General features: G+C 39.0%; 18 protein-coding genes. 7 read left to right on the top strand and 11 right to left on the bottom strand.

Annotated features, from left to right (window positions below):
- Nucleotides 1-186: 186 nt before the first annotated feature.
- From BUA78_RS10610 to rpmH, 11 genes are all read right to left on the bottom strand, one after another.
- Nucleotides 187-885 (bottom strand): DUF554 domain-containing protein, encoded by a 699-nt coding sequence (locus BUA78_RS10610; protein WP_072914205.1) that lies wholly within the window; start codon nt 883-885, stop codon nt 187-189.
- Between the two features lie 199 nt (nt 886-1,084).
- On the bottom strand, nt 1,085-1,951 hold the full coding sequence (locus BUA78_RS10605) for a ParB/RepB/Spo0J family partition protein (RefSeq protein ID WP_072914203.1): 867 nt from the start codon (nt 1,949-1,951) through the stop codon (nt 1,085-1,087).
- Nucleotides 1,944-2,705 carry a ParA family protein gene (locus tag BUA78_RS10600; RefSeq protein WP_072914200.1) on the bottom strand — a complete coding sequence of 254 codons (762 nt, stop codon included), beginning with the start codon at nt 2,703-2,705 and terminating at the stop codon, nt 1,944-1,946. Before BUA78_RS10600 ends, BUA78_RS10605 begins: the two co-directional genes overlap by 8 nt.
- 596 nt (nt 2,706-3,301) lie before the next feature.
- Nucleotides 3,302-4,024 (bottom strand): 16S rRNA (guanine(527)-N(7))-methyltransferase RsmG, encoded by a 723-nt coding sequence (gene rsmG, locus BUA78_RS10595; protein WP_072914197.1) that lies wholly within the window; start codon nt 4,022-4,024, stop codon nt 3,302-3,304.
- On the bottom strand, nt 4,017-5,915 hold the full coding sequence (mnmG, locus tag BUA78_RS10590; RefSeq protein ID WP_072914443.1) for a tRNA uridine-5-carboxymethylaminomethyl(34) synthesis enzyme MnmG: 1,899 nt from the start codon (nt 5,913-5,915) through the stop codon (nt 4,017-4,019). The genes rsmG and mnmG overlap by 8 nt, the downstream gene beginning before the upstream one ends.
- 10 nt (nt 5,916-5,925) lie before the next feature.
- On the bottom strand, nt 5,926-7,311 hold the full coding sequence (mnmE, locus tag BUA78_RS10585; protein WP_072914196.1) for a tRNA uridine-5-carboxymethylaminomethyl(34) synthesis GTPase MnmE: 1,386 nt from the start codon (nt 7,309-7,311) through the stop codon (nt 5,926-5,928).
- Nucleotides 7,312-7,495: 184 nt separating this feature from the next.
- The gene (gene jag / locus BUA78_RS10580; RefSeq protein ID WP_072914193.1) at nt 7,496-8,116 is read right to left on the bottom strand and encodes an RNA-binding cell elongation regulator Jag/EloR; all 621 of its coding nucleotides are present in this window, start codon (nt 8,114-8,116) and stop codon (nt 7,496-7,498) included.
- A complete protein-coding gene (locus tag BUA78_RS10575; protein WP_072914191.1) occupies nt 8,091-8,783 on the bottom strand; it encodes a YidC/Oxa1 family membrane protein insertase in 693 nt (230 codons plus the stop codon). Before BUA78_RS10575 ends, jag begins: the two co-directional genes overlap by 26 nt.
- 31 nt (nt 8,784-8,814) lie before the next feature.
- Nucleotides 8,815-9,021 (bottom strand): membrane protein insertion efficiency factor YidD, encoded by a 207-nt coding sequence (yidD, locus tag BUA78_RS10570; protein ID WP_072914188.1) that lies wholly within the window; start codon nt 9,019-9,021, stop codon nt 8,815-8,817.
- An 11-nt stretch (nt 9,022-9,032) separates the two neighbouring features.
- The gene (gene rnpA, locus BUA78_RS10565) at nt 9,033-9,362 is read right to left on the bottom strand and encodes a ribonuclease P protein component (protein ID WP_072914187.1); all 330 of its coding nucleotides are present in this window, start codon (nt 9,360-9,362) and stop codon (nt 9,033-9,035) included.
- A gap of 92 nt (nt 9,363-9,454) precedes the next feature.
- Nucleotides 9,455-9,589, bottom strand: coding sequence for a 50S ribosomal protein L34 (rpmH, locus tag BUA78_RS10560; RefSeq protein ID WP_072914184.1), 135 nt, complete (start codon nt 9,587-9,589; stop codon nt 9,455-9,457).
- Nucleotides 9,590-9,994: 405 nt separating this feature from the next.
- Between rpmH and dnaA the strand changes: the two genes are divergently transcribed.
- From dnaA to gyrA, 7 genes are all read left to right on the top strand, one after another.
- The gene (gene dnaA, locus BUA78_RS10555; protein WP_072914183.1) at nt 9,995-11,323 is read left to right on the top strand and encodes a chromosomal replication initiator protein DnaA; all 1,329 of its coding nucleotides are present in this window, start codon (nt 9,995-9,997) and stop codon (nt 11,321-11,323) included.
- A gap of 229 nt (nt 11,324-11,552) precedes the next feature.
- Nucleotides 11,553-12,650: a DNA polymerase III subunit beta gene (dnaN, locus tag BUA78_RS10550; RefSeq protein ID WP_072914180.1), complete on the top strand. Its 1,098-nt coding sequence runs from the start codon at nt 11,553-11,555 to the stop codon at nt 12,648-12,650.
- 12 nt (nt 12,651-12,662) lie between these two features.
- Nucleotides 12,663-12,899: an RNA-binding S4 domain-containing protein gene (locus tag BUA78_RS10545; RefSeq protein ID WP_084082383.1), complete on the top strand. Its 237-nt coding sequence runs from the start codon at nt 12,663-12,665 to the stop codon at nt 12,897-12,899.
- A 67-nt stretch (nt 12,900-12,966) separates the two neighbouring features.
- The gene (gene recF, locus BUA78_RS10540; RefSeq protein ID WP_072914178.1) at nt 12,967-14,085 is read left to right on the top strand and encodes a DNA replication/repair protein RecF; all 1,119 of its coding nucleotides are present in this window, start codon (nt 12,967-12,969) and stop codon (nt 14,083-14,085) included.
- Nucleotides 14,085-14,345, top strand: a complete 261-nt coding sequence (gene remB / locus BUA78_RS10535; RefSeq protein ID WP_072914175.1) for an extracellular matrix regulator RemB — start codon at nt 14,085-14,087, stop codon at nt 14,343-14,345. Before recF ends, remB begins: the two co-directional genes overlap by 1 nt.
- A gap of 181 nt (nt 14,346-14,526) precedes the next feature.
- Nucleotides 14,527-16,443 carry a DNA topoisomerase (ATP-hydrolyzing) subunit B gene (gene gyrB, locus BUA78_RS10530; protein WP_072914439.1) on the top strand — a complete coding sequence of 639 codons (1,917 nt, stop codon included), beginning with the start codon at nt 14,527-14,529 and terminating at the stop codon, nt 16,441-16,443.
- A gap of 319 nt (nt 16,444-16,762) precedes the next feature.
- Entirely contained in the window at nt 16,763-19,216 is a 2,454-nt protein-coding gene (gene gyrA, locus BUA78_RS10525; protein WP_072914173.1) for a DNA gyrase subunit A, read from the top strand.
- Nucleotides 19,217-19,676: the final 460 nt, after the last annotated feature.

Raw genomic sequence — 19,676 nt, 5'->3', positions numbered from 1 at the left:
CTTGTGCAAAGTCTTTAGATACCGGCGTAAGCTTTAGTTTTTATATTTTCTAAAAGTATTAGAAAAACTAAGCTTGCGCCAAGTCTTTAGACGCCGGCGGAAGCTTAGTTTGCCCTTATGCATGTCGGAAAGTTTTATACTTTCCGATATGCCAAAAGAAAAACCGAAAACAAGTTGTTTCCGGTCCTAGATGCTAATATTTAATTTTACCCATAACCACGAAAGTAAAACTGCAAATAAAATAGCGGGTAATAAATTACCAACCTTAAATTTTTTTATGCCCAATACGTTGCTGGCAATACCTACAATTAATAAACCACCGGTAGCCGTCATTTCTGTTATCATGGCTGGTGTTAAAAAAGATTTTAAACTACCTGCCATTAAAGTGATGGCACCTTGATAGATAAGTACCGGTATCGCAGAGAAAATTACGCCAAAACCCATAGTAGAAGTAAAAATAACTGCGGACGTACCATCTAATAAGGATTTTGCATAGAGAGTGGAAGCATTACCGGTTAGTCCATCCTCCAACGCCCCCATTATCCCCATCGCCCCTACGCAATAAATGAGACTGGTAGTAACAAAGGCTTTAGAAATTTCACCATCTCCAGCACCACCGACTTTTACTTCTAATAGACTTCCTGCTCTCTGCAACCACCCTTCTATATTTAGTAATTCTCCGACTATTCCACCAAGAACTAGGCTTAAAATAACGATTAATTCATTCTCCGTCTTAAATGCCATTTTAAAACCTATTAAGCCAACTGCCAATCCTATACCACTCATGACCGTGCCGTTTACAGATTCACTAACTCCTTTTCTGAATAGTAATCCTACGGCTGTACCCGCCACAATAGCTGCTGCATTTGCAATAGTTCCTGTCATTATGCTTTCTCCTCTGGGTTAGCATGTTTCACGTGAAACATCCAGTAAAATATCATATTTCTAAAAACTCAAGTAAGCTATAAAAAATAATATATAAAAACTCCTTCTTATAAACTTTTTACTAAATGCTTACTTTAAAAACTGTTTTTTCTTTAACTTTACTAGTCTAGGTAATTTTCCCTATATATCATATAAAATATTAGGCTAATTGCTCATTTTTAATTAACAATTCCAATAATCTATTTAAATCTTCATGATCATAGTAATCAATCTCAATTTTTCCACCTTTTCTAGTGGTCTTAATTTGAACTTTGGTGCCAAGGGAGGATCTTAATTGATCTTCTAAATCTAAAATCACTGGATCCGGAGCTTTTAGTTTTTTTACAGTCTGCTGTTCACTTTTAAGCAAATTTTGAACTAATTCTTCCACTTGACGTACAGATAATTGCTTTTTAATAATAAGTTCGCAAATATCTATTTGTTTTTGGCGGGATTCTAACGTTAACAATGCCCGGGCATGACCAGCCGAAATTTCTCCATTACTTAATCTCACTTTTATTTCATTAGGAAGGGATAGTAACCGAACCATGTTGGTGATTTGGGGACGACTCTTGCCTACTCTTTGTGATACTTGATCTTGTGTTAATTGAAATTCATCCATTAGTCGGCGATATGCGGTGGCTTCTTCTAAGGGATTAAGATTTTCCCGCTGTAAATTTTCTATTAAAGCAATTGCCGCAGACTGAAGCTCTCCATATTCTCTAATCACTGCAGGGATATACTCAAAACCCAATTGTTGACAAGCACGCCAACGACGCTCTCCGGCAATTAATTCATAACCACCTGGTTGAGATCTAACCACTACCGGTTGGACAACACCATATTCCCGAATGGATTCAACAAGTTCCTGAAGTTTTTCTTGGTCTATTTTCAATCTTGGTTGCTTAGGGTTAGGTTTTATCTCTGAAACTCTTATATCTTTAAGAATTCCCTGATTGTTATTTTCCTGGGATACTACAGGCATAAGAGCCTGCAAACCTTTACCTAAACCTCTTTTTTTAGTCAATCCCCATCACTTCCTTGGCTAATTCTTGGTAAGCTTCAGACCCCCTAGATTTAGGATCATAAATAACCACTGGAATCCCATGACTAGGTGCTTCACTTAATCGAACATTGCGAGGAACAATATTTTTAAATACTTTATTACCAAAAACTTTTTTAACCTCATCTACCACTTGTATCGAGAGATTCAATCTGGCATCAAACATGGTTAGCAAAACACCCTCAATTTCTAAACTTGGATTAAGATGTCTTTGCACCAGTTGAACCGTATTCATTAATTGGCCGACCCCTTCTAAGGCATAAAATTCACATTGAATAGGAATTAGTAATGAATCTGCTGCTGCTAGGGCATTTACTGTTAATAAACCTAAAGAGGGAGGACAATCGATAATAATATATTGATATTTTTCTTTTAAAGGACTAAGAGCTCTTTTGAGAATTTGCTCTCGGGCTATTAGTGAAACCATTTCTACTTCCGCCCCTGCCAATTGTATGGTAGAGGGTAGTATATCAAAATTTCTAATACCAGTAGAAATAATCACATCAGTGGGGGACACTTCGTCAATCAATACATCATAAACACATCGTTCTAATTGATTTTTATCTATACCTAATCCGCTACTGGCATTTCCCTGGGGGTCTATATCAACCAGTAGTACTGGTTGTCCCATCAGGGCGAGGCTGGCACATACATTAACTGCAGTTGTAGTTTTGGCCACACCTCCTTTTTGGTTGGCAATGGCAATAATTTTCCCCAATCGAGCACCCCCTTAGTAAAACTTGGCTTGCGCCAAGTCTTTAGACGCTGGCGGAAGCTTAGTTTGCCCTTATGCAGATCAGGTAACCTTATACTTTCTGATCTGCTAAAATCTATTAATCTAATTTCTATTCAACAAAGATTTAGTTTGTTCCTTCTTAGGATTGTTGAATCACATGATTTGTTAGGAATGTTTCACGTGAAACATCCTAACTATAGATAAATAAATAAATTAATCTATTAAATAATAACTGAAAGGGCAGTATGGGTATAGTATTATTCCACCGTTCAACTCCATGCTCTGCGTCGATAGCACTAAGGCTCACTACGGAAGGAATTGAGTCGCCTTAACTCAACGTCCTGTTTTGGTTCCGCTAGTGCTATTATCGACACTACGCAAGTCGTTCACTATGGATAACATCATACCCTGCGCCATTATCATTTTCTAATAGGGAGAAATCCAGTTAGTATGTATGTTTTATTACATATTGATCTAATTGGGCCTTAATGTTTCACGTGAAACATTCCTAATAATAATAAAACCCAAGCCTTGCCATACCCTAAATTCTTAGAGGCCGACAGAGGCTTAGGTCTGTACTACAATAACGGTTTTTTAGCAGGCATGCCCGCTTTACGGGGATATTGTTTTGGAGTGGGAGATATTTTTTTAATTACCACAATACTTCGCCCATCTTGTATAACAGGAAGGCTCAGTTTTTTTACTTCTTCTATTTCTCCTCCTAATATAACCAGTGCTTTAGTAGATTCCCTAACCTCATCTTCAATAGTGGGACCCTTTTGAGAAATAAAATAGCCACCTATTTTAACACAAGGTAAACAATACTCAGCCAACACAGCCAGTCGGGCCACTGCACGGGATACCACTAGGTCATAGCTTTCCCGCTGTTCCTTCCTTTGGGCAAAATCCTCCGCCCGGTCGTGAATTGCCCTACTGTCCTGTAAGCCTAAGTCTTGCAGGGTTTCATTAAGGAAATTGACTCTTTTTTGTAAAGAATCCATCAACGTTATTTTTAAATCATTCCGGTAAATTTTTAAAGGTATACCTGGAAATCCAGCACCAGTACCAACATCTAACACCTGGGACCCTACCGGTAACGTAAGGGCAGTTAAACAGGTTAGTGAATCAATAAAATGTTTTATTGCAACTTCCTGAGGATCGGTAAGGGAGGTAAGGTTTATTTTCTCATTACCCTTTACTAATAAATCAAAATATTGTTCAAACAATACTATTTGTTTTTCACTAAAGGAAAAGCCTGCTTGCTCACCAGCCTGCTGTAAAATACGGGTTAGTTCACTCATCATTAGTCACCCCAGTAGTTTTACGTCGCTCTTGCTCCAACCATACTAGCAATACCGATATATCCGCAGGGCTAACACCCGAAATACGGGAAGCCTGTCCAATGGATGCAGGCTTAAAGTTATTTAGTTTCTGTTGGGCTTCCGAAGATAAACCTCGGATCGTTTTATAATCAATATCTTCTCTAAGCTTTCGATTCTCTAATTTCTCAAACCGTTCCACTTGAGCCTGTTGCTTTTGAATATATCCTTCATACTTAATTTCAATATCAACTTCTTGGATAACTTCCTCCTGAAGAGAAGGAAAATCCGGAGCTAGCGTGCTTACTACTTTATAGGTAATTTCCGGGCGCCGGAGTAAATTAATGGCCGGGGTTGATTGTAAAATTTCACTGGAATTCAATTGCTGTAACATATTATTGGTATGCTCATTGGCTGGAATAACAACCTTATTAAGTCTTTGTATTTCATTGGTTATGGCCGACCACTTATTCAGATATCTTTGGTAACGTTCCTCCGAAACCAAACCAATCTCATATCCTTTTTTCGTTAAACGATGGTCTGCATTATCCTGTCTTAATAACAGGCGATATTCCGACCGGGCAGTCATAAGTCGATACGGTTCATTAGTGCCTTTCGTGACCAAATCATCAATTAAAACACCAATGTAAGCTTCTGCCCTGGACAATGTAAAGGGCTCTTCTTCTTTAACCTGCCGTGCCGCATTGATACCAGCCATAATCCCTTGAGCAGCAGCCTCTTCATAACCAGAAGTTCCGTTAATTTGTCCAGCTGTGTAAAGACCGGAAATCTGTTTAGTTTCCAAAGTAGTCTTTAGTTGAGTTGGCACCACATAGTCATATTCAATGGCATAACCAGGACGCATAATTTCTACTCTTTCTAATCCCGGTATAGATCTTAACATAGTCAGCTGAACATCGGGTGGCAAACTAGTAGACATACCCTGTACATACATTTCATGGGTCGATAAACCTTCTGGTTCTACAAAAATTTGATGCTGAGGTTTATCAGCAAAACGAACAACTTTATCCTCAATGGAAGGGCAATAGCGGGGTCCCACCCCTTCGATGATACCAGAATAGAGGGGGGATCTGTGTAAATTGTCCCGAATAATTTGATGCGTCTCTTCTGAAGTATAAGTAAGCCAACAAGGAACTTGTTCCCGATGTTTAACTGGAGAAATAAAGGAAAAATTATGGACTACTTCATCTCCCGGTTGAATTATCATTTTGGAAAAATCTACGGTTCGTTGATCAACTCTGGCCGGGGTTCCCGTTTTAAAACGACCTAATTCCAAACCCAAATCTTTTAGACTATCACTTAAGGTAACTGCAGGAAATTGACTATTGGGACCACCCGGGAAATGAATATTGCCAATAATAATTCTTCCCTTTAAATAGGTTCCGGCGGTAACTATCACAGCGCGGGCAGAAAATTCAGCTCCGATATGAGTAGTAACACTCTCCACTCGACCGTTCTTAACAACTATTTCTTCTACTAGTAGTTGCTTAACATCTAAATTTTCCTGGGTTTCCAATGTCTTTTTCATCATTTGTTGATATCTATGCTTATCAGCCTGGGCTCTTAAGGCATGTACAGCCGGCCCCTTGCCTGTATTTAACATACGCATTTGAATCGCGGTGAGATCTGTAGTAAGACCCATTTGGCCGCCTAGCGCATCAATTTCCTTTACTAAATGTGATTTTGCCGGCCCACCCACCGCAGGGTTGCAAGGCATTAAAGCAATATTATCCATGTTTAAGGTTAAGACCAAAGTTTTACATCCCATCCGAGCGGAGGCTAATGCTGCTTCACAGCCGGCATGTCCGGCTCCCACTACAATAACATCATAATTACCTGCCTGATATCGCAAAATATCCACCTCATTTACCAATACAAAAATCTGCAAAAATCCGATCGATTAAATCTTCACTTACGTTATTACCAGTAATATCTCCTAAAAATTCCCAGCTTGATTTTAAATCTATGGAAACTAAATCAATTGGAATAGACGTCTTCATTCCTCGCTGGGCTTCCTTAAGATGCGTATGAGCTTTTTCCAAAGCAATTTTATGCCTGGAATTAGATACTAAAATATTTTCTGTTGCGGCTAATTTACCAGCTAAAACTAAGTCTACTATAGCTTGCTCTAATTGATCTAGGCCAATTTCTTGTTGGGCCGAAATTTCCAAAATAGTGCTGTCATAAAAATATTCTTTTAACTCATTGACATCAATAAGGTTAGCAGTAATATCAATTTTATTAATTAAGATGAGGACACGTTTATCTTTTATCAAATTAATTACATTTAAATCTTCTTTAACTAGACCCGTGGAAGCATCGACTAGTAAAAGTATTAAATCAGCCTCACCTAATAATTGTCTGGATTTTTCAACACCTAATTTTTCTACTAGATCTTGAGTCTCCCTAAGACCGGCAGTATCAATAATTTTTAAGGGAACTCCTTTAATATTTATTACTTCCTCGATAACATCCCTGGTAGTGCCAGGTACATCTGTAACTATGGCTCTTTGTTCCCGAAGTAAAGCATTTAATAAGGAGGATTTACCAACATTTGGTTTACCGACAATTACTGTCTTTAAACCCTCACGATAGATTTTTCCACTATCAGCATGATCAAGTAGTTTTTCAATTTTATTAATTAAACGTTGACAGGTTAAAACCATTTCATCTAAAGTTTGCTCTGGTATGTCGTCTTCTGGAAAATCAATAATTGCTTCTATTTTTGCCATTAAGCCTAGAATCTCATTTTGCAACGTAAGTACCTGTTCTGATAGGCGTCCCTGAAGTTGGCCTATAGCAATCTTTGCTCCGGCATCAGTTTTCGCTTTAATAATATCGATAATCGATTCTGCTTGAGCCAAATCTAAGCGCCCATTGATAAAAGCCCTTTTACTAAATTCACCCGGTTCAGCTAAACGAGCACCCATGCGTAATAACAAATCTAACACTCTTTTTAAAGGAACAATACCACCGTGACAACTTATTTCTACCACATCTTCAGCAGTAAAACTATGGGGACCCCGCATAACCGAGAGAAGGACCTCATCCAAAATTTCATTATTTTGTGGATCTATTACATGTCCATAAATAATTTTGTAATTATCTTTGATAAACCAATTTTTATTTTTCTTGGCACAAAAAACTTTATACCCAATTTCTATGGCCTTGGGTCCACTCATGCGAATTACACCGATACTACCTTCTCCTAAAGGAGTGGCTATGGCAACAATGGTATCCTCTAGCACTTTTTTGCCTCCATCATTTTGGTTAATGAATGAATAACAATTTATTAGTAAGACTTGGCTTACGCCAAGTCTTTAGACGCAGGCGAAAGCTTAGTTTTCCCTTATGCAGATCAGATAAACTTATACCTTCTGATCTGCCAAAAAACCCAGCAACCTATGTTGCTGGGTTTTGAGATTAAAAAATTTATTTCTTTGGAGAAATAATAATCTTTCTGAAAGGTTCTTCACCTTCACTAAAGGTATAAATATCATCTCTGCCCTGCAATGCAGTGTGTATAATACGGCGTTCTTGAGAATTCATGGGTTCCAGAACCACGCTTCTACCTCTTTGTTTAGCCTTATCCGCCAGTCTCTGAGCTAATTTTTGTAGAGTATCTTCCCGACGTTGACGGTATCCTTCTACATCCAATACAACCTTTCGTCTTTGCTCTTGATTTTTATTAATGGAGAGGTTAATTAGATATTGTAATGAGTCTAAGGTTTCACCCCGACGTCCAATAAGAACTCCCAAATCTGCTCCTTCCATGGTGACTAGCAGTATTTGATCTTGCTCTTTAATAGAAAAGTCCACTGGAATTTCCATCGCCTCAAAAATGCTTTTTAATAACCGGTCTACGCGTCTGACCGGATTATCTTTCAACGTTAGCTTAACCCTAGCGGGACGAGATCCAATTAAACCGAATAATCCTTTGGATGGCTCTTCAACTACCTCAATGGTTACTTCGTCCCTTAATACACCAAACTCTTGAAGTCCAAGTTCTATGGCTTCATCTATGGTTTTACCGACCTTTTCTACTACCTTCAACTCCGGTTACCCCCTCTTTAAGGTGCAGGGTCTCTTTATTAATAAACCACTGTTGAATTGTCCCTACTACGTTAAATACCACCCAGTATAAAGCTAAACCAGAAGGTACGGTGCTGGAAATCCAGCCGATCATGATAGGCATGACGTACAACATGGTTTTCTGAGTTTGATCCTGTGCATTCGTTGTTAGTTTCGTCTGCATAAAAGTCGTTGCAGCAGCTAATAAGGGTAATATAAAATATGGATCTTTATCACTTAAAGATTTTACCCAGAAGAAATGAGCATGGGCCTCATTAAGGTAAGGAAACGCAAAAAGAGCACGATAAAGAGCAATCAAAATGGGCATTTGAATTAACAGCGGCAGGCAGCCTGCCATGGGATTTACATTGTTCTCTTTATATAGCTCCATAATCTTTTGCTGCATAACCTGTGGATCTTTACCCTTATACTTATCCTGAATTGTCTTTATTTCAGGACCAAGTTTCTGCATCATCACCATAGAACGCATTTGCTTTTTGGAAAGGGGGTATAAAACGACTTTAATCAAGATCGTTAACAAAATAATAGCTAATGCATAACTTGGAATACCTATGCTTAAGGTAAAGCCATAGAGCCAATTCATTAGAGCCGTCATTCCATTTACAATGACATGAAACCATCCAAACAAATAAGTAACCTCCCTTAAAGGTCCATCCACATTATACTGGGTCGTATCCTCCCGGATGGAAAGGATGACATTTAGCTAACCTCTTAACAGTTAACCACAATCCCTTTACCACACCGTATTTTTCAACAGCTTGTATAGAATATTGGGAGCAAGTAGGATAAAATCGGCAAGTAGGTGGCTTGAGAGGAGAAATAAATCTTTGATAAAAGAAGAGGCCAAACAGAACAACCTGCCGCATTCATCCCACTCCTATTTACTTAATTTACCCAGCACATGCCAAACTTGCTTTTCCATCTGGTGGTAATTTTGGTCTGCAGCGGCCTGGCGAACAATAAAGACATAATCGCATCTATCAGAAAAACGCGCCAAATTTAAACGACAAATTTCCTTTAATATGCGACGCAGGCGATTGCGGCAGACTGCCTTACCAACCTTTTTACTAATGGAAAAACCAAATCTTCTTTCCATTCCCCTACTAGGTAATTTATACAATACCAAGTAACGGTTTGCTGCGGAAACACCCTTACTGTATACACTTTTAAAATCGGAATTCTTTTTTAAAGAAACAAATTTCGACATAAAGTAACTTCCAAAATAGATTTTTTAATGGATATTTTATCCAACAAACAAAAAGTATATACAAATTAGGAAAAGGCCACCACGAAGCGGCCTTATGCTGACAAACGTTTTCTACCTTTTAAGCGTCTTCTCTTGAGTACGTTTTGGCCAGACTTTGTGGACATGCGCTTCAAAAATCCATGCACTTTCTGATGACGGCGTTTTTTAGGCTGATATGTGCGCTTCAACTAGTACACCTCCTTCAACGAATTTATGTATATTCAAACAGTTGGAAATACAAGACAGTCACTGAAAATTATATGCAAATAACGGCTCTTCGTCAAGATGCTAGTATTTTTGAAATTTTTAGGGGTTTTAGATATCCATACCAAATGTGAATATCTATTTATTTGTTGATAAGCCTTGGTAGTTTTGGTATTATTGATGTACGCCTGTGGATAATTTTAGTTTATCCATCTTTTACACAGGTTGTGGATAAAACTGTGAACAACTCTGTTAATACTATAAAGTCTGACATCGTAGGATGGCACTTATTCCCTTACTACTTCTAAGGGTTTTTTTTCACTTTTATTATAAAAGTGATTATAAATAAAGGTACTTTTCTTAAGAATTTCAGGGGGTCTTTTTATTTCATGGTAAACGATATACAAAGCAGGTGGGAACAGGTTTTATTGCGCTTAGAAAAACAACTTAATAAGCACTCCTTTGAAACTTGGCTCACCAAATGTAAGCCAGTGGCTTTCTATGACAACAACATTATTATGGAGGTACCCGACCACTTTTCAAAAAGCTGGCTGGCTGATCGCTATGCCCCTATTATTAAGCAATCCTTCGAAGCGATTATGCATCAGGAAGTCTCTCTACAATTTATTTTAGCTGGTCAAGAACTAGATCAGCCTAGTAAACCAAAGGAAAAGACTACAGACGAACACTATACTAATATTCTCAACCCAAGATACACCTTTGATACCTTTGTAATTGGCAATAGTAACCGTTTTGCCCATGCCGCCTCACTGGCAGTTGCTGAATCACCTGCTAAGGCCTATAACCCATTGTTTATTTATGGTGGTGTAGGACTGGGTAAAACTCACCTAATGCACGCCATTGGCCACTATATATTAGAAAACAACCCGCGCCAAAAGGTTGCTTATGTTACATCGGAAAAATTTACTAATGAACTAATTAACTCCATTCGTGACGATCAAACTGTAGCGTTTCGTAATAAATATAGAAGTATGGATATTCTTTTGATTGATGATATTCAGTTCTTAGAAAAGAAGGAACGTACACAGGAAGAATTTTTCCATACTTTCAATACCCTTCACGAAGCCAATAAGCAAATTATTATTTCCAGTGATCGACCACCAAAAGAAATTGCCACCCTGGAGGACAGGCTGCGGTCCCGTTTTGAATGGGGCTTGATTACAGATATCCAGTCTCCTGACTACGAAACCAGAGTTGCTATTTTAAGAAAAAAGGCTCAGCTGGAGAATATTAATAGTATTCCGGATGAGACCATTGCTTACATTGCAGACAAAATACACTCTAATATTCGGGAGCTGGAAGGGGCCTTAATTCGGGTTAATGCATTTTCTTCTTTAGAGAAAAAGGAAGCTACCCCTCAATTGGCAACAGAAGTACTGAAAGATGTTATTTCTCCCAGTAAGCCTAAAATTATTACAACTCCACTTATTATGCAAACAGTAGCAGATTTTTATGGCCTACGTATTGATGATCTTAAAAATAAAAAAAGAACCCGGTCTGTTTCCTTTCCAAGACAAGTAGCCATGTATCTGACTCGGGAATTAACAGACTTATCGCTACCAAAGATTGGTGATGCCTTTGGTGGGCGTGATCACACTACAGTACTACATGCGTGCGATAAAATTATATCGGATTTGCCAATGGATCCTGTGCTTCAGGAAACCATTAAGGAATTAAGAAAACGTATCAGTGAATAATGTGAATAACTGGTGGACATTTTTGTTAACAATGTGGATTAATGAATTTATGAGCTATTTTTGTTTTAAAGTTGTGGACAATCTTTCTAATTCTTTTCCACAGTATAAAAAAGCTATTTTTTCAATAACCACCTACGCTCTCAGTGTTCTTAACAAATTAACAGCCCTTATTACTACTACTAGTCCAAAAATCTATTAAATAAAAATAAACTTATAACGGGGGACGACTATGAAAATAATCTGTACCCGTCAGAACTTAATCCAGGGGGTTAGCACTTCTCAACGGGCCGTATCAACCAAAAACCCCTTACCCATTCTTTCTGGTATTTTATTGACGGCTACTAACAACCAACTGGAATTAAAGGGTACTGATCTGGAAATGGGTATTCAATGTATTATTCCTTGCACTGTGCAAGAAGAAGGCTCTATCGTTTTACCGGCTAAATATCTAGGTGAAATTGTCCGGCGTTTACCTGACACCCCGATCCAAATTGAAACTCAGGAAGGGGTTAATGTTGTTATTCGCTACGGTCAATCCGAAATTACCATTAATGGATTTAGTGCAGAGGAGTTTCCTGGTTTCCCAAATCCTCAAGGTAAAAATTCCATCATCATTGCTGAAGAGGATTTAAAAGAGCATCTACGCCAAATTCTTTTTGCAACATCGCCAGACGAAAATCGTCCTGTCTTTACAGGTGTTTTACTGGAAGCTGCAGAGGGCACAATAAAATTAGTAGCCACCGATACCCATAGGCTAGCTTTAAAAGAAATTAATGCCTCATCAGAATTACAGGAGACAAATGTAATCATTCCTGGCAAAACTTTAAATGAGTTAGCCAGGGTTATTGGCGCTGCAGACAAAAATGTAACCATCTCCATAGGTGATAACCAGATTATTTTTGGTATGGAAGACACACTATTTATTTCTCGTCTAATTGACGGTCAATTCCCTAACTACCGTCAAGTGGTTCCCCAAGGTTATAAAACACGCATCCGCTTAAAAACAAAAGAGTTATTAGAAGCGGTAGAGAGGGCCTCCTTACTGGCTAGGGTTGGCACGCAAATTATTCGCCTCAGCATAGAAGAAGAAAAAATTATTATTACTGCCAACACGGAAGTGGGCAGAATTCACGAGGAAGTGGCAGTTTACTTACAGGGAGATACCATGCAAATTGCCTTTAATGCTCTTTACCTAATCGATGCCTTACGAGCCATTGGCAGTGATGATATCTACTTAGACCTTTCAGGTCCCCTAAGCCCTGGTATCTTACGTCCAGTGGAAGGAGACGATTATTTATCCCTGGTCTTACCGGTACGCACAATCTAAGGAGAGGTTCCATTGACAGAAAAAATTCGTGTGCCCTTTAGGGTAAAAGTGCAAAGTGAGATTCGCCTAGATCAATTTCTCAAATGGGCTAATGTTTCTGGTAGTGGTGGTCAGAGCAAAATGATGATTCAGTCCGGTATGGTCAAAGTAAATCATGTGGTCGAGACTAGGCGGGGTAAAATGTTAAAGGATAACGATCTGGTAGAAGTAGAAGGTGCCGGCAGTTTTTTGGTATGTCAGGAAGTATAAAACTTTCTAACATACCTAAGGGCAAACTAAGCCAAGTTCTTCTAAGTTGTGATATGAGGGTGAAATTTTGCGGGTCATAAATGTTACTCTAAAAAATTTTCGTAACTACCAAGAGGAGTCATTTCAACCCCATCAGGCCATTAACATTATCACTGGCTCCAATGCCCAGGGAAAAACGAATTTATTGGAATCGATTTATTATACCTTTCGTGGCCGTTCCTTTCGGGCAGAAAGGGATAAAGACATTATTCATTGGCAAAATGACACCACTACCATTCGTACTGGTGTATTGCTCAATTCCAGAAATGTAGATATTAAATGGAAAATAAAGGAAAATAACAAAAAACTCATAATAAACGGCATAGATACACCTAGAGCAGAGTTGGATCACTTTGGTGTTGTCTTATTTTGCCCTGAGGATTTGTATCTGGTCAAAGGATCCCCACAGGAAAGAAGAAAATTTTTAGATAACGATGTAGGTTCTCTTAATCCTGGATATAGTAAAACATGGCGTCAATATGCCAGGGTTTTAACGCAGAGAAACACTTTGCTAAAAGAGATCAGGGATAAGCGAACATCCCAGACCCAGGATATGCTGGAAGTTTGGGATGAACAATTATACCGACATGGTGCCAGGGTTATTTATCTTAGACTACAGATACTTAAAAAACTCATTCCTATTGCCCGTAGTATTCATCATAAAATTACCGAAGGAGCCGAGGAATTACAGGCAAAATATTTGTCTTCATTGGCTTTGGAACCCGGTTTAACAGAAGAACAAATCTATCAAATTTTTTTTAAAACAGGTCAAAAAATGAGACCCACGGAAATACAAAGATGCCAAACTATGCTGGGTCCCCATAGGGATGATTTATCTCTATCCCTCAACGGTATTGAAGCAAGATCCTTTGGTTCCCAGGGACAGCAGCGAACGGTAACTCTGTCCTTAAAACTATCCCAATTAGAACTGTGGTACCGGGAATTTGGAGATTACCCTATTTTACTGCTAGATGATGTTCTGTTTGAGCTGGATCATAGCAGACAATCTATGTTGCTAGACAAAATTAACAAAGTACAGACCTTTATTACCACCAGTTTTACCGGAGGAATTGAAAATACTATCAAAGGTGCTGGGTTACTTTGGCAAGTCAATGCTGGTAATCTTACTGCAAAGGAGGAGCTTTAGTGTTTTTACATTTAGGTGGGGATGTCGTTGTACTAAAAAAAGACATTATAGCCATTTTAGATTGCCGAACAAAAAACTCTGCTATTACTAAGGAATTTGTTGATATTGCTAAGGATGAGGGATTTATCCAACCAATTTCTAACCAGGATAAAGAAAAATCCTTTGTAATTACCTCAAAGGAAATTTTTATTTCCCCTATTTCCTGCACCACTCTAAAAAAGCGGTCTGATAACATTTTGGAAAACCAAGAGGACGAGTAGTGGCTGTTGCACAATGAACCGAGGTTGCTATTTTTCCGCCTATGCCAGGGAGTGCGCAAAAAATGGTTCTGCGACACTCCCTTTTCTTTTGTAGTTTCGCTGATAAGGAACCTTCTTGAGTGAGGAATACCGGATATGGTATAATGTGGAGTCAATGTATACAGATGGAGGTCAGAATATGATGGACCAAGAACAGCAGGTAAATAAATATAGTGCCGACCAAATTCAAGTCCTAGAAGGTCTGGAGGCGGTTAGACGGCGGCCTGGTATGTATATTGGCAGCACCAGTGCCAGAGGCCTCCACCACCTGGTTTATGAAGTGGTTGATAATAGTATTGATGAAGCCCTGGCAGGGTACTGTGATAAAATTGTTGTTACCATTCGGCAAGATAACTCTGTCACCGTAGAGGATAATGGTCGCGGTATTCCAGTAGATATACAACCCCAAGTAGGTAGACCGGCAGTAGAAGTTGTTCTAACGATGCTGCATGCCGGTGGTAAATTTGGCGGTGGCGGCTATAAGGTATCCGGTGGTTTGCACGGTGTAGGTGTATCCGTAGTAAATGCTCTTTCCAAAAAATTGGTAGTAGAGATTAGATTAAACGGTAATATATACCAACAAGAATATAGTCGTGGTGTTCCGTTAAGTGACCTAAAAATAATTGGTAAAAGCAAAACTACTGGTACAAAAGTTACTTTTATTCCCGATGATGAAATTTTTGAGGAAGTAGTTTTTAATCTGGAAACACTGACTCAGAGAATTCGAGAGCTGGCCTATTTAAATAAAGGGGTCAAAATAGTCCTGGTGGATGAAAGAAAGGACCCTATCAACGAACAAGTATTTGAATTTGATGGCGGGATTAAGGATTTTGTAAAACACCTGAATAGAAACAAACAGGTGCTGCATTCGAAACCTATCTATGTCAGCGGGGAAAAAGAGCAGATTATTGTTGAGGTAGCGGCACAATATAATGACAGTTACACAGAGAACATGCTTTCCTACGCCAATAATATCCACACCATTGATGGTGGTACCCATGAAGTTGGACTAAAAACAGCCTTGACCCGGGTCATTAATGAGTACGGTCGAAGTCATAATATCCTAAAAAACAACGAAGCCAATTTATCCGGGGAAGATATTCGAGAAGGTGCAACCATTGTTATCAGTGTTAAAGTACCAGAACCCCAATTTGAGGGTCAAACCAAGACAAAACTTGGCAACAGTGAAGTAAGGGGAATTGTAGATTCACTTTTCGCCGAAAAATTATCCACGTATCTGGAAGAAAATCCCTCGGTAGCCAAAAAGGTTATTGAAAAGGCGATAACCGCCTCCCGGGCCAGGGAAGCTGCTCGTAAAGCAAGGGAACTGACTCGTAGAAAAAGTGCTTTGGAGTCTATGGCCTTACCCGGCAAACTAGCAGATTGTTCCGAAAAGGATCCTAGCGGTTCTGAACTGTATTTGGTAGAGGGTGATTCTGCTGGTGGTTCCGCTAAACAAGGCAGAGATCGTCGTTTTCAGGCTATCTTGCCCCTACGGGGTAAAATTATCAACGTAGAAAAGGCACGTATGGATAAAATTTTGGCCAATGAAGAAATACGGGCCATGATTACAGCCATGGGTACCGGTATTGGAGAAGATTTTGATATTAGTAAAGCTCGTTATCATAAGCTTGTTATTATGACGGATGCTGATGTTGACGGTGCCCACATTCGTACCTTACTAATGACCTTCTTCTACCGCCACATGAGACAACTGGTGGAAGCAGGCTATGTTTATGTGGCCCAACCGCCTTTGTACAGAGTCCGCAAAGGAAATCACGATAGTTATGTGTACAGTGACCATGAGTTGGAAGAAGTATTAAAAAGACTTGGCTCCGATAGGGTAAATATTCAACGGTATAAAGGTCTAGGAGAAATGAACGCCGAACAGCTTTGGGAAACCACCATGGACCCGGATACCAGAACAATGCTGCAAGTGACATTAGAAGATGCCATAGAAGCAGACGCTACCTTTTCGATGTTGATGGGCGACCGAGTTGAACCCCGGCGTGACTTCATTCAGGAAAATGCCAAATATGTACGGAACTTAGATATTTAGCATATGGTCCTGTAAAATAAGGCATTCTGTGATAGTGCAGCAAAGACCGGAGCAATATCTCCGGTCTTTGTATGCTTAACAAAACTATGCTAAAAAGCAAAAATTTGCGAATTATGAATGATTTTGTTATAATCAATTTGGCAAAACTTGTAATATAATAACAAACTAATTAAAATAAGCGGGAAAATTTTTTATAGGGTACGTCTACGACTTGGCATACCCTATAAGTCATTAAAGATCATAACCAAGTAAGCAGATAATCCAAGATATCCCTTTCTGTTCTCTCAATGTTTAATTATTTAACCGGAGGTATTCATATATGACTTCCCAAATTGGTAAGGTTATTCCATTAGACATTAATAACGAAATGCGTAACTCCTACCTAGATTATGCCATGAGTGTAATTGTTGGCAGAGCTTTGCCAGATGTACGGGACGGCCTAAAACCTGTACATAGAAGGATCCTTTACTCTATCCATGAACTAGGTTTAACACCGGATAAACCTTATCGTAAAAGTGCCGGTATTGTTGGTAAGGTAATGCAAGACTTTCACCCCCATGGTGATGCATCCATTTACGATGCTATGGTGCGTTTAGCTCAGGATTTTTCCAGTCGTTATCCGTTAATTCAAGGTCATGGTAACTTTGGTTCTATTGACGGTGATTCTCCGGCAGCTATGCGATATACAGAAGCCCGTATGGCCAAAATCACTTTGGAAATGTTGGCAGATATCGAAAAAGAGACCGTGAATTTTATACCTAACTATGATAATCGTACCGAAGAACCAACTATTTTACCCGCTAAAATTCCGAACTTGCTAGTAAATGGCTCGTCAGGTATTGCGGTTGGTATGGCCACCAACATTCCTCCACACAACCTGGGAGAAGTTATTGATGGTGTGCAAATGATGATTGAGAACCCCAATGCTACTCCAGATGACTTAATGAAAGTCATTAAAGGGCCGGATTTTCCAAGTGCTGCTATCATCATGGGGAAAGAAGGTATCCGCCAGGCTTATCGTACCGGTCGTGGTAGTGTTAAGATGCGTGCCCAATCCACTATAGAGACAAAAAGCAATGGTAAACCGGTTATTATCGTTAATGAGATTCCCTACCAGGTTAATAAGGCTAGGTTAATTGAAAAAATTGCTGAACTGGTTAAGGATAAAAAAATTGAAGGTATTACTGATCTTAGGGATGAATCTGACCGCAGGGGTATGCGGATCGTTATTGAGTTAAAAAGAGATACTAATCCCAACGTAGTACTTAACCTGTTATATAAACATACCCAGATGCAGGAAAGCTTTGGTATTATTATGCTTGCCTTGGTAGATGGACAACCTAAGGTATTAAATTTGGCACAAGTAATTTTTTATTATCTTGAGCATCAGAAGGATGTTATTACCCGCAAGACAAGATATGAATTAAAAAAGGCCGAAGCAAGGGCACACATTGTGGAGGGTTTACGCATTGCCCTAGCCAATCTGGATGAAGTTATTAAAACAATCCGGGAGTCTAAAAATACAGATGAGGCCAAAAAAGGCCTGGTAGAAAAATTCAATTTATCAATAACCCAGGCCGAGGCCATTGTAGAAATGCGCCTGCGTAGCCTGACTGCTTTGGAAGTAGAGAAATTAGAAAAGGAATACAAAGAACTGCTGGAAAAAATCGATTATTTACGTTCAGTATTAGCGGATGAGCAAAAGGTACTTGGCATCATTCGCGATGAATTGAATGAAGTGAAGAGAAAATTTGCTGATGCCCGTCGCACGGTCATCAGTAATGAAGCTGTCGGTGGTTTTGATATAGAAGACCTTATCGAACAGGAAGATATGGTTGTTACCATTACTAACCAGGGTTATATCAAGCGCATCCTTTTAGATACTTATCGTAGCCAGCGCCGTGGTGGTAAAGGAATAACAGCAATGGGTACCAAAGAAGAAGATTTCGTACGGCATCTATTTGTAGCAACTACACATCATTATCTGATGTTTTTCACCAACAAAGGTAAGGTGTACCGGCTAAAAGTACATGAAGTTCCCGAGGCAAGCAGAACTGCTAAAGGAACCCCCATTGTAAACATACTAAACTTAGATAATGATGAATTTGTCACAACGGTTATTCCAGTAAAAGAATTTGAAGAAGATATCTTTTTATTCATGGCTACTAAAAAAGGTATTGTTAAAAAGACTCCCTTAATTGAGTATAATTCTTCTCGTAGGGATGGATTAATCGCCATAAACCTGGACGAAGATGATAAATTAGTAGCTGTGGAACTAACCCGGGGTAAAGAAGAAATTATCCTAGGTACCCGTGAAGGTATTGCCATTCGTTTCTCCGAAAAGGATGTTCGTCCCATGGGTAGAGGAACCAGAGGTGTAAAAGGTATATCACTAAATAATCATGATGTAGTCGTTAATATGGATGTAGCAAGAGAAGGCGCAGAATTGCTTACAGTCACCGCCAATGGTTATGGAAAACGTACTTCATTAGCCGAATATCGTACGCAAACCCGTGGCGGAAAAGGCATTATCAATATCAAGACCACCAAACGAAATGGCGTTGTGGTGGGTGCCTTGGTGGTTGATGAAGAGGACGAAGTTATGATGATTAGTGCTGAAGGAATTATGATTAGATTACAGGCCAAAGAGGTTTCTACCGTAGGGCGTAATACCCAAGGGGTGACCCTGATGAGAACTGCGGAGAATGATCATATCGTAGCAATTGCCCGAGTTGTCAATGAAGAGAATGCAGAAAGTGATGAAATTAAATAAGAATTATTATAAGCTGCTTTAAATAAACTACACCCCAATTGTTAGACATAACTAACGATTGGGGTGTAGTTTATCATGAAGAAAGTTTTTAAATTAAAAGTCATTGACAAACTATATTTTGTCATGATATATTAATTTTCGCCTATTAACGTGTGTTAATTTTTGGGGCCTTCATGATTTCAGATTATGATAAAAGATGAAATTAATAATTGACCCAAAAATAAAACAGTGATATTATAAAAAAGTGTCACGGACACACAATGTTGGGCAAGTTACCAAAACTTTTACTTGCAAGAAAGTAAGAGAGATGGTAAGATAAGATTCCGGTCGCGAGGTCGGACAAAGCAAAATGGTCTTTGAAAACTAAACAGAAGATGATGGATGCATAAGGTCAAGTCAAAAGTCAGCGGAAGCTGAAACTAAGACGACCACAATGAATCCTCGTCAAGCGTTATATAAA

The organism is Desulforamulus aeronauticus DSM 10349 (assembly GCF_900142375.1).
Lineage (GTDB): Bacteria > Bacillota > Desulfotomaculia > Desulfotomaculales > Desulfotomaculaceae > Desulfotomaculum > Desulfotomaculum aeronauticum.
Note: the sequence above shows the minus strand (reverse complement) of the source record. Positions and strands in the feature narration are given on the sequence as shown.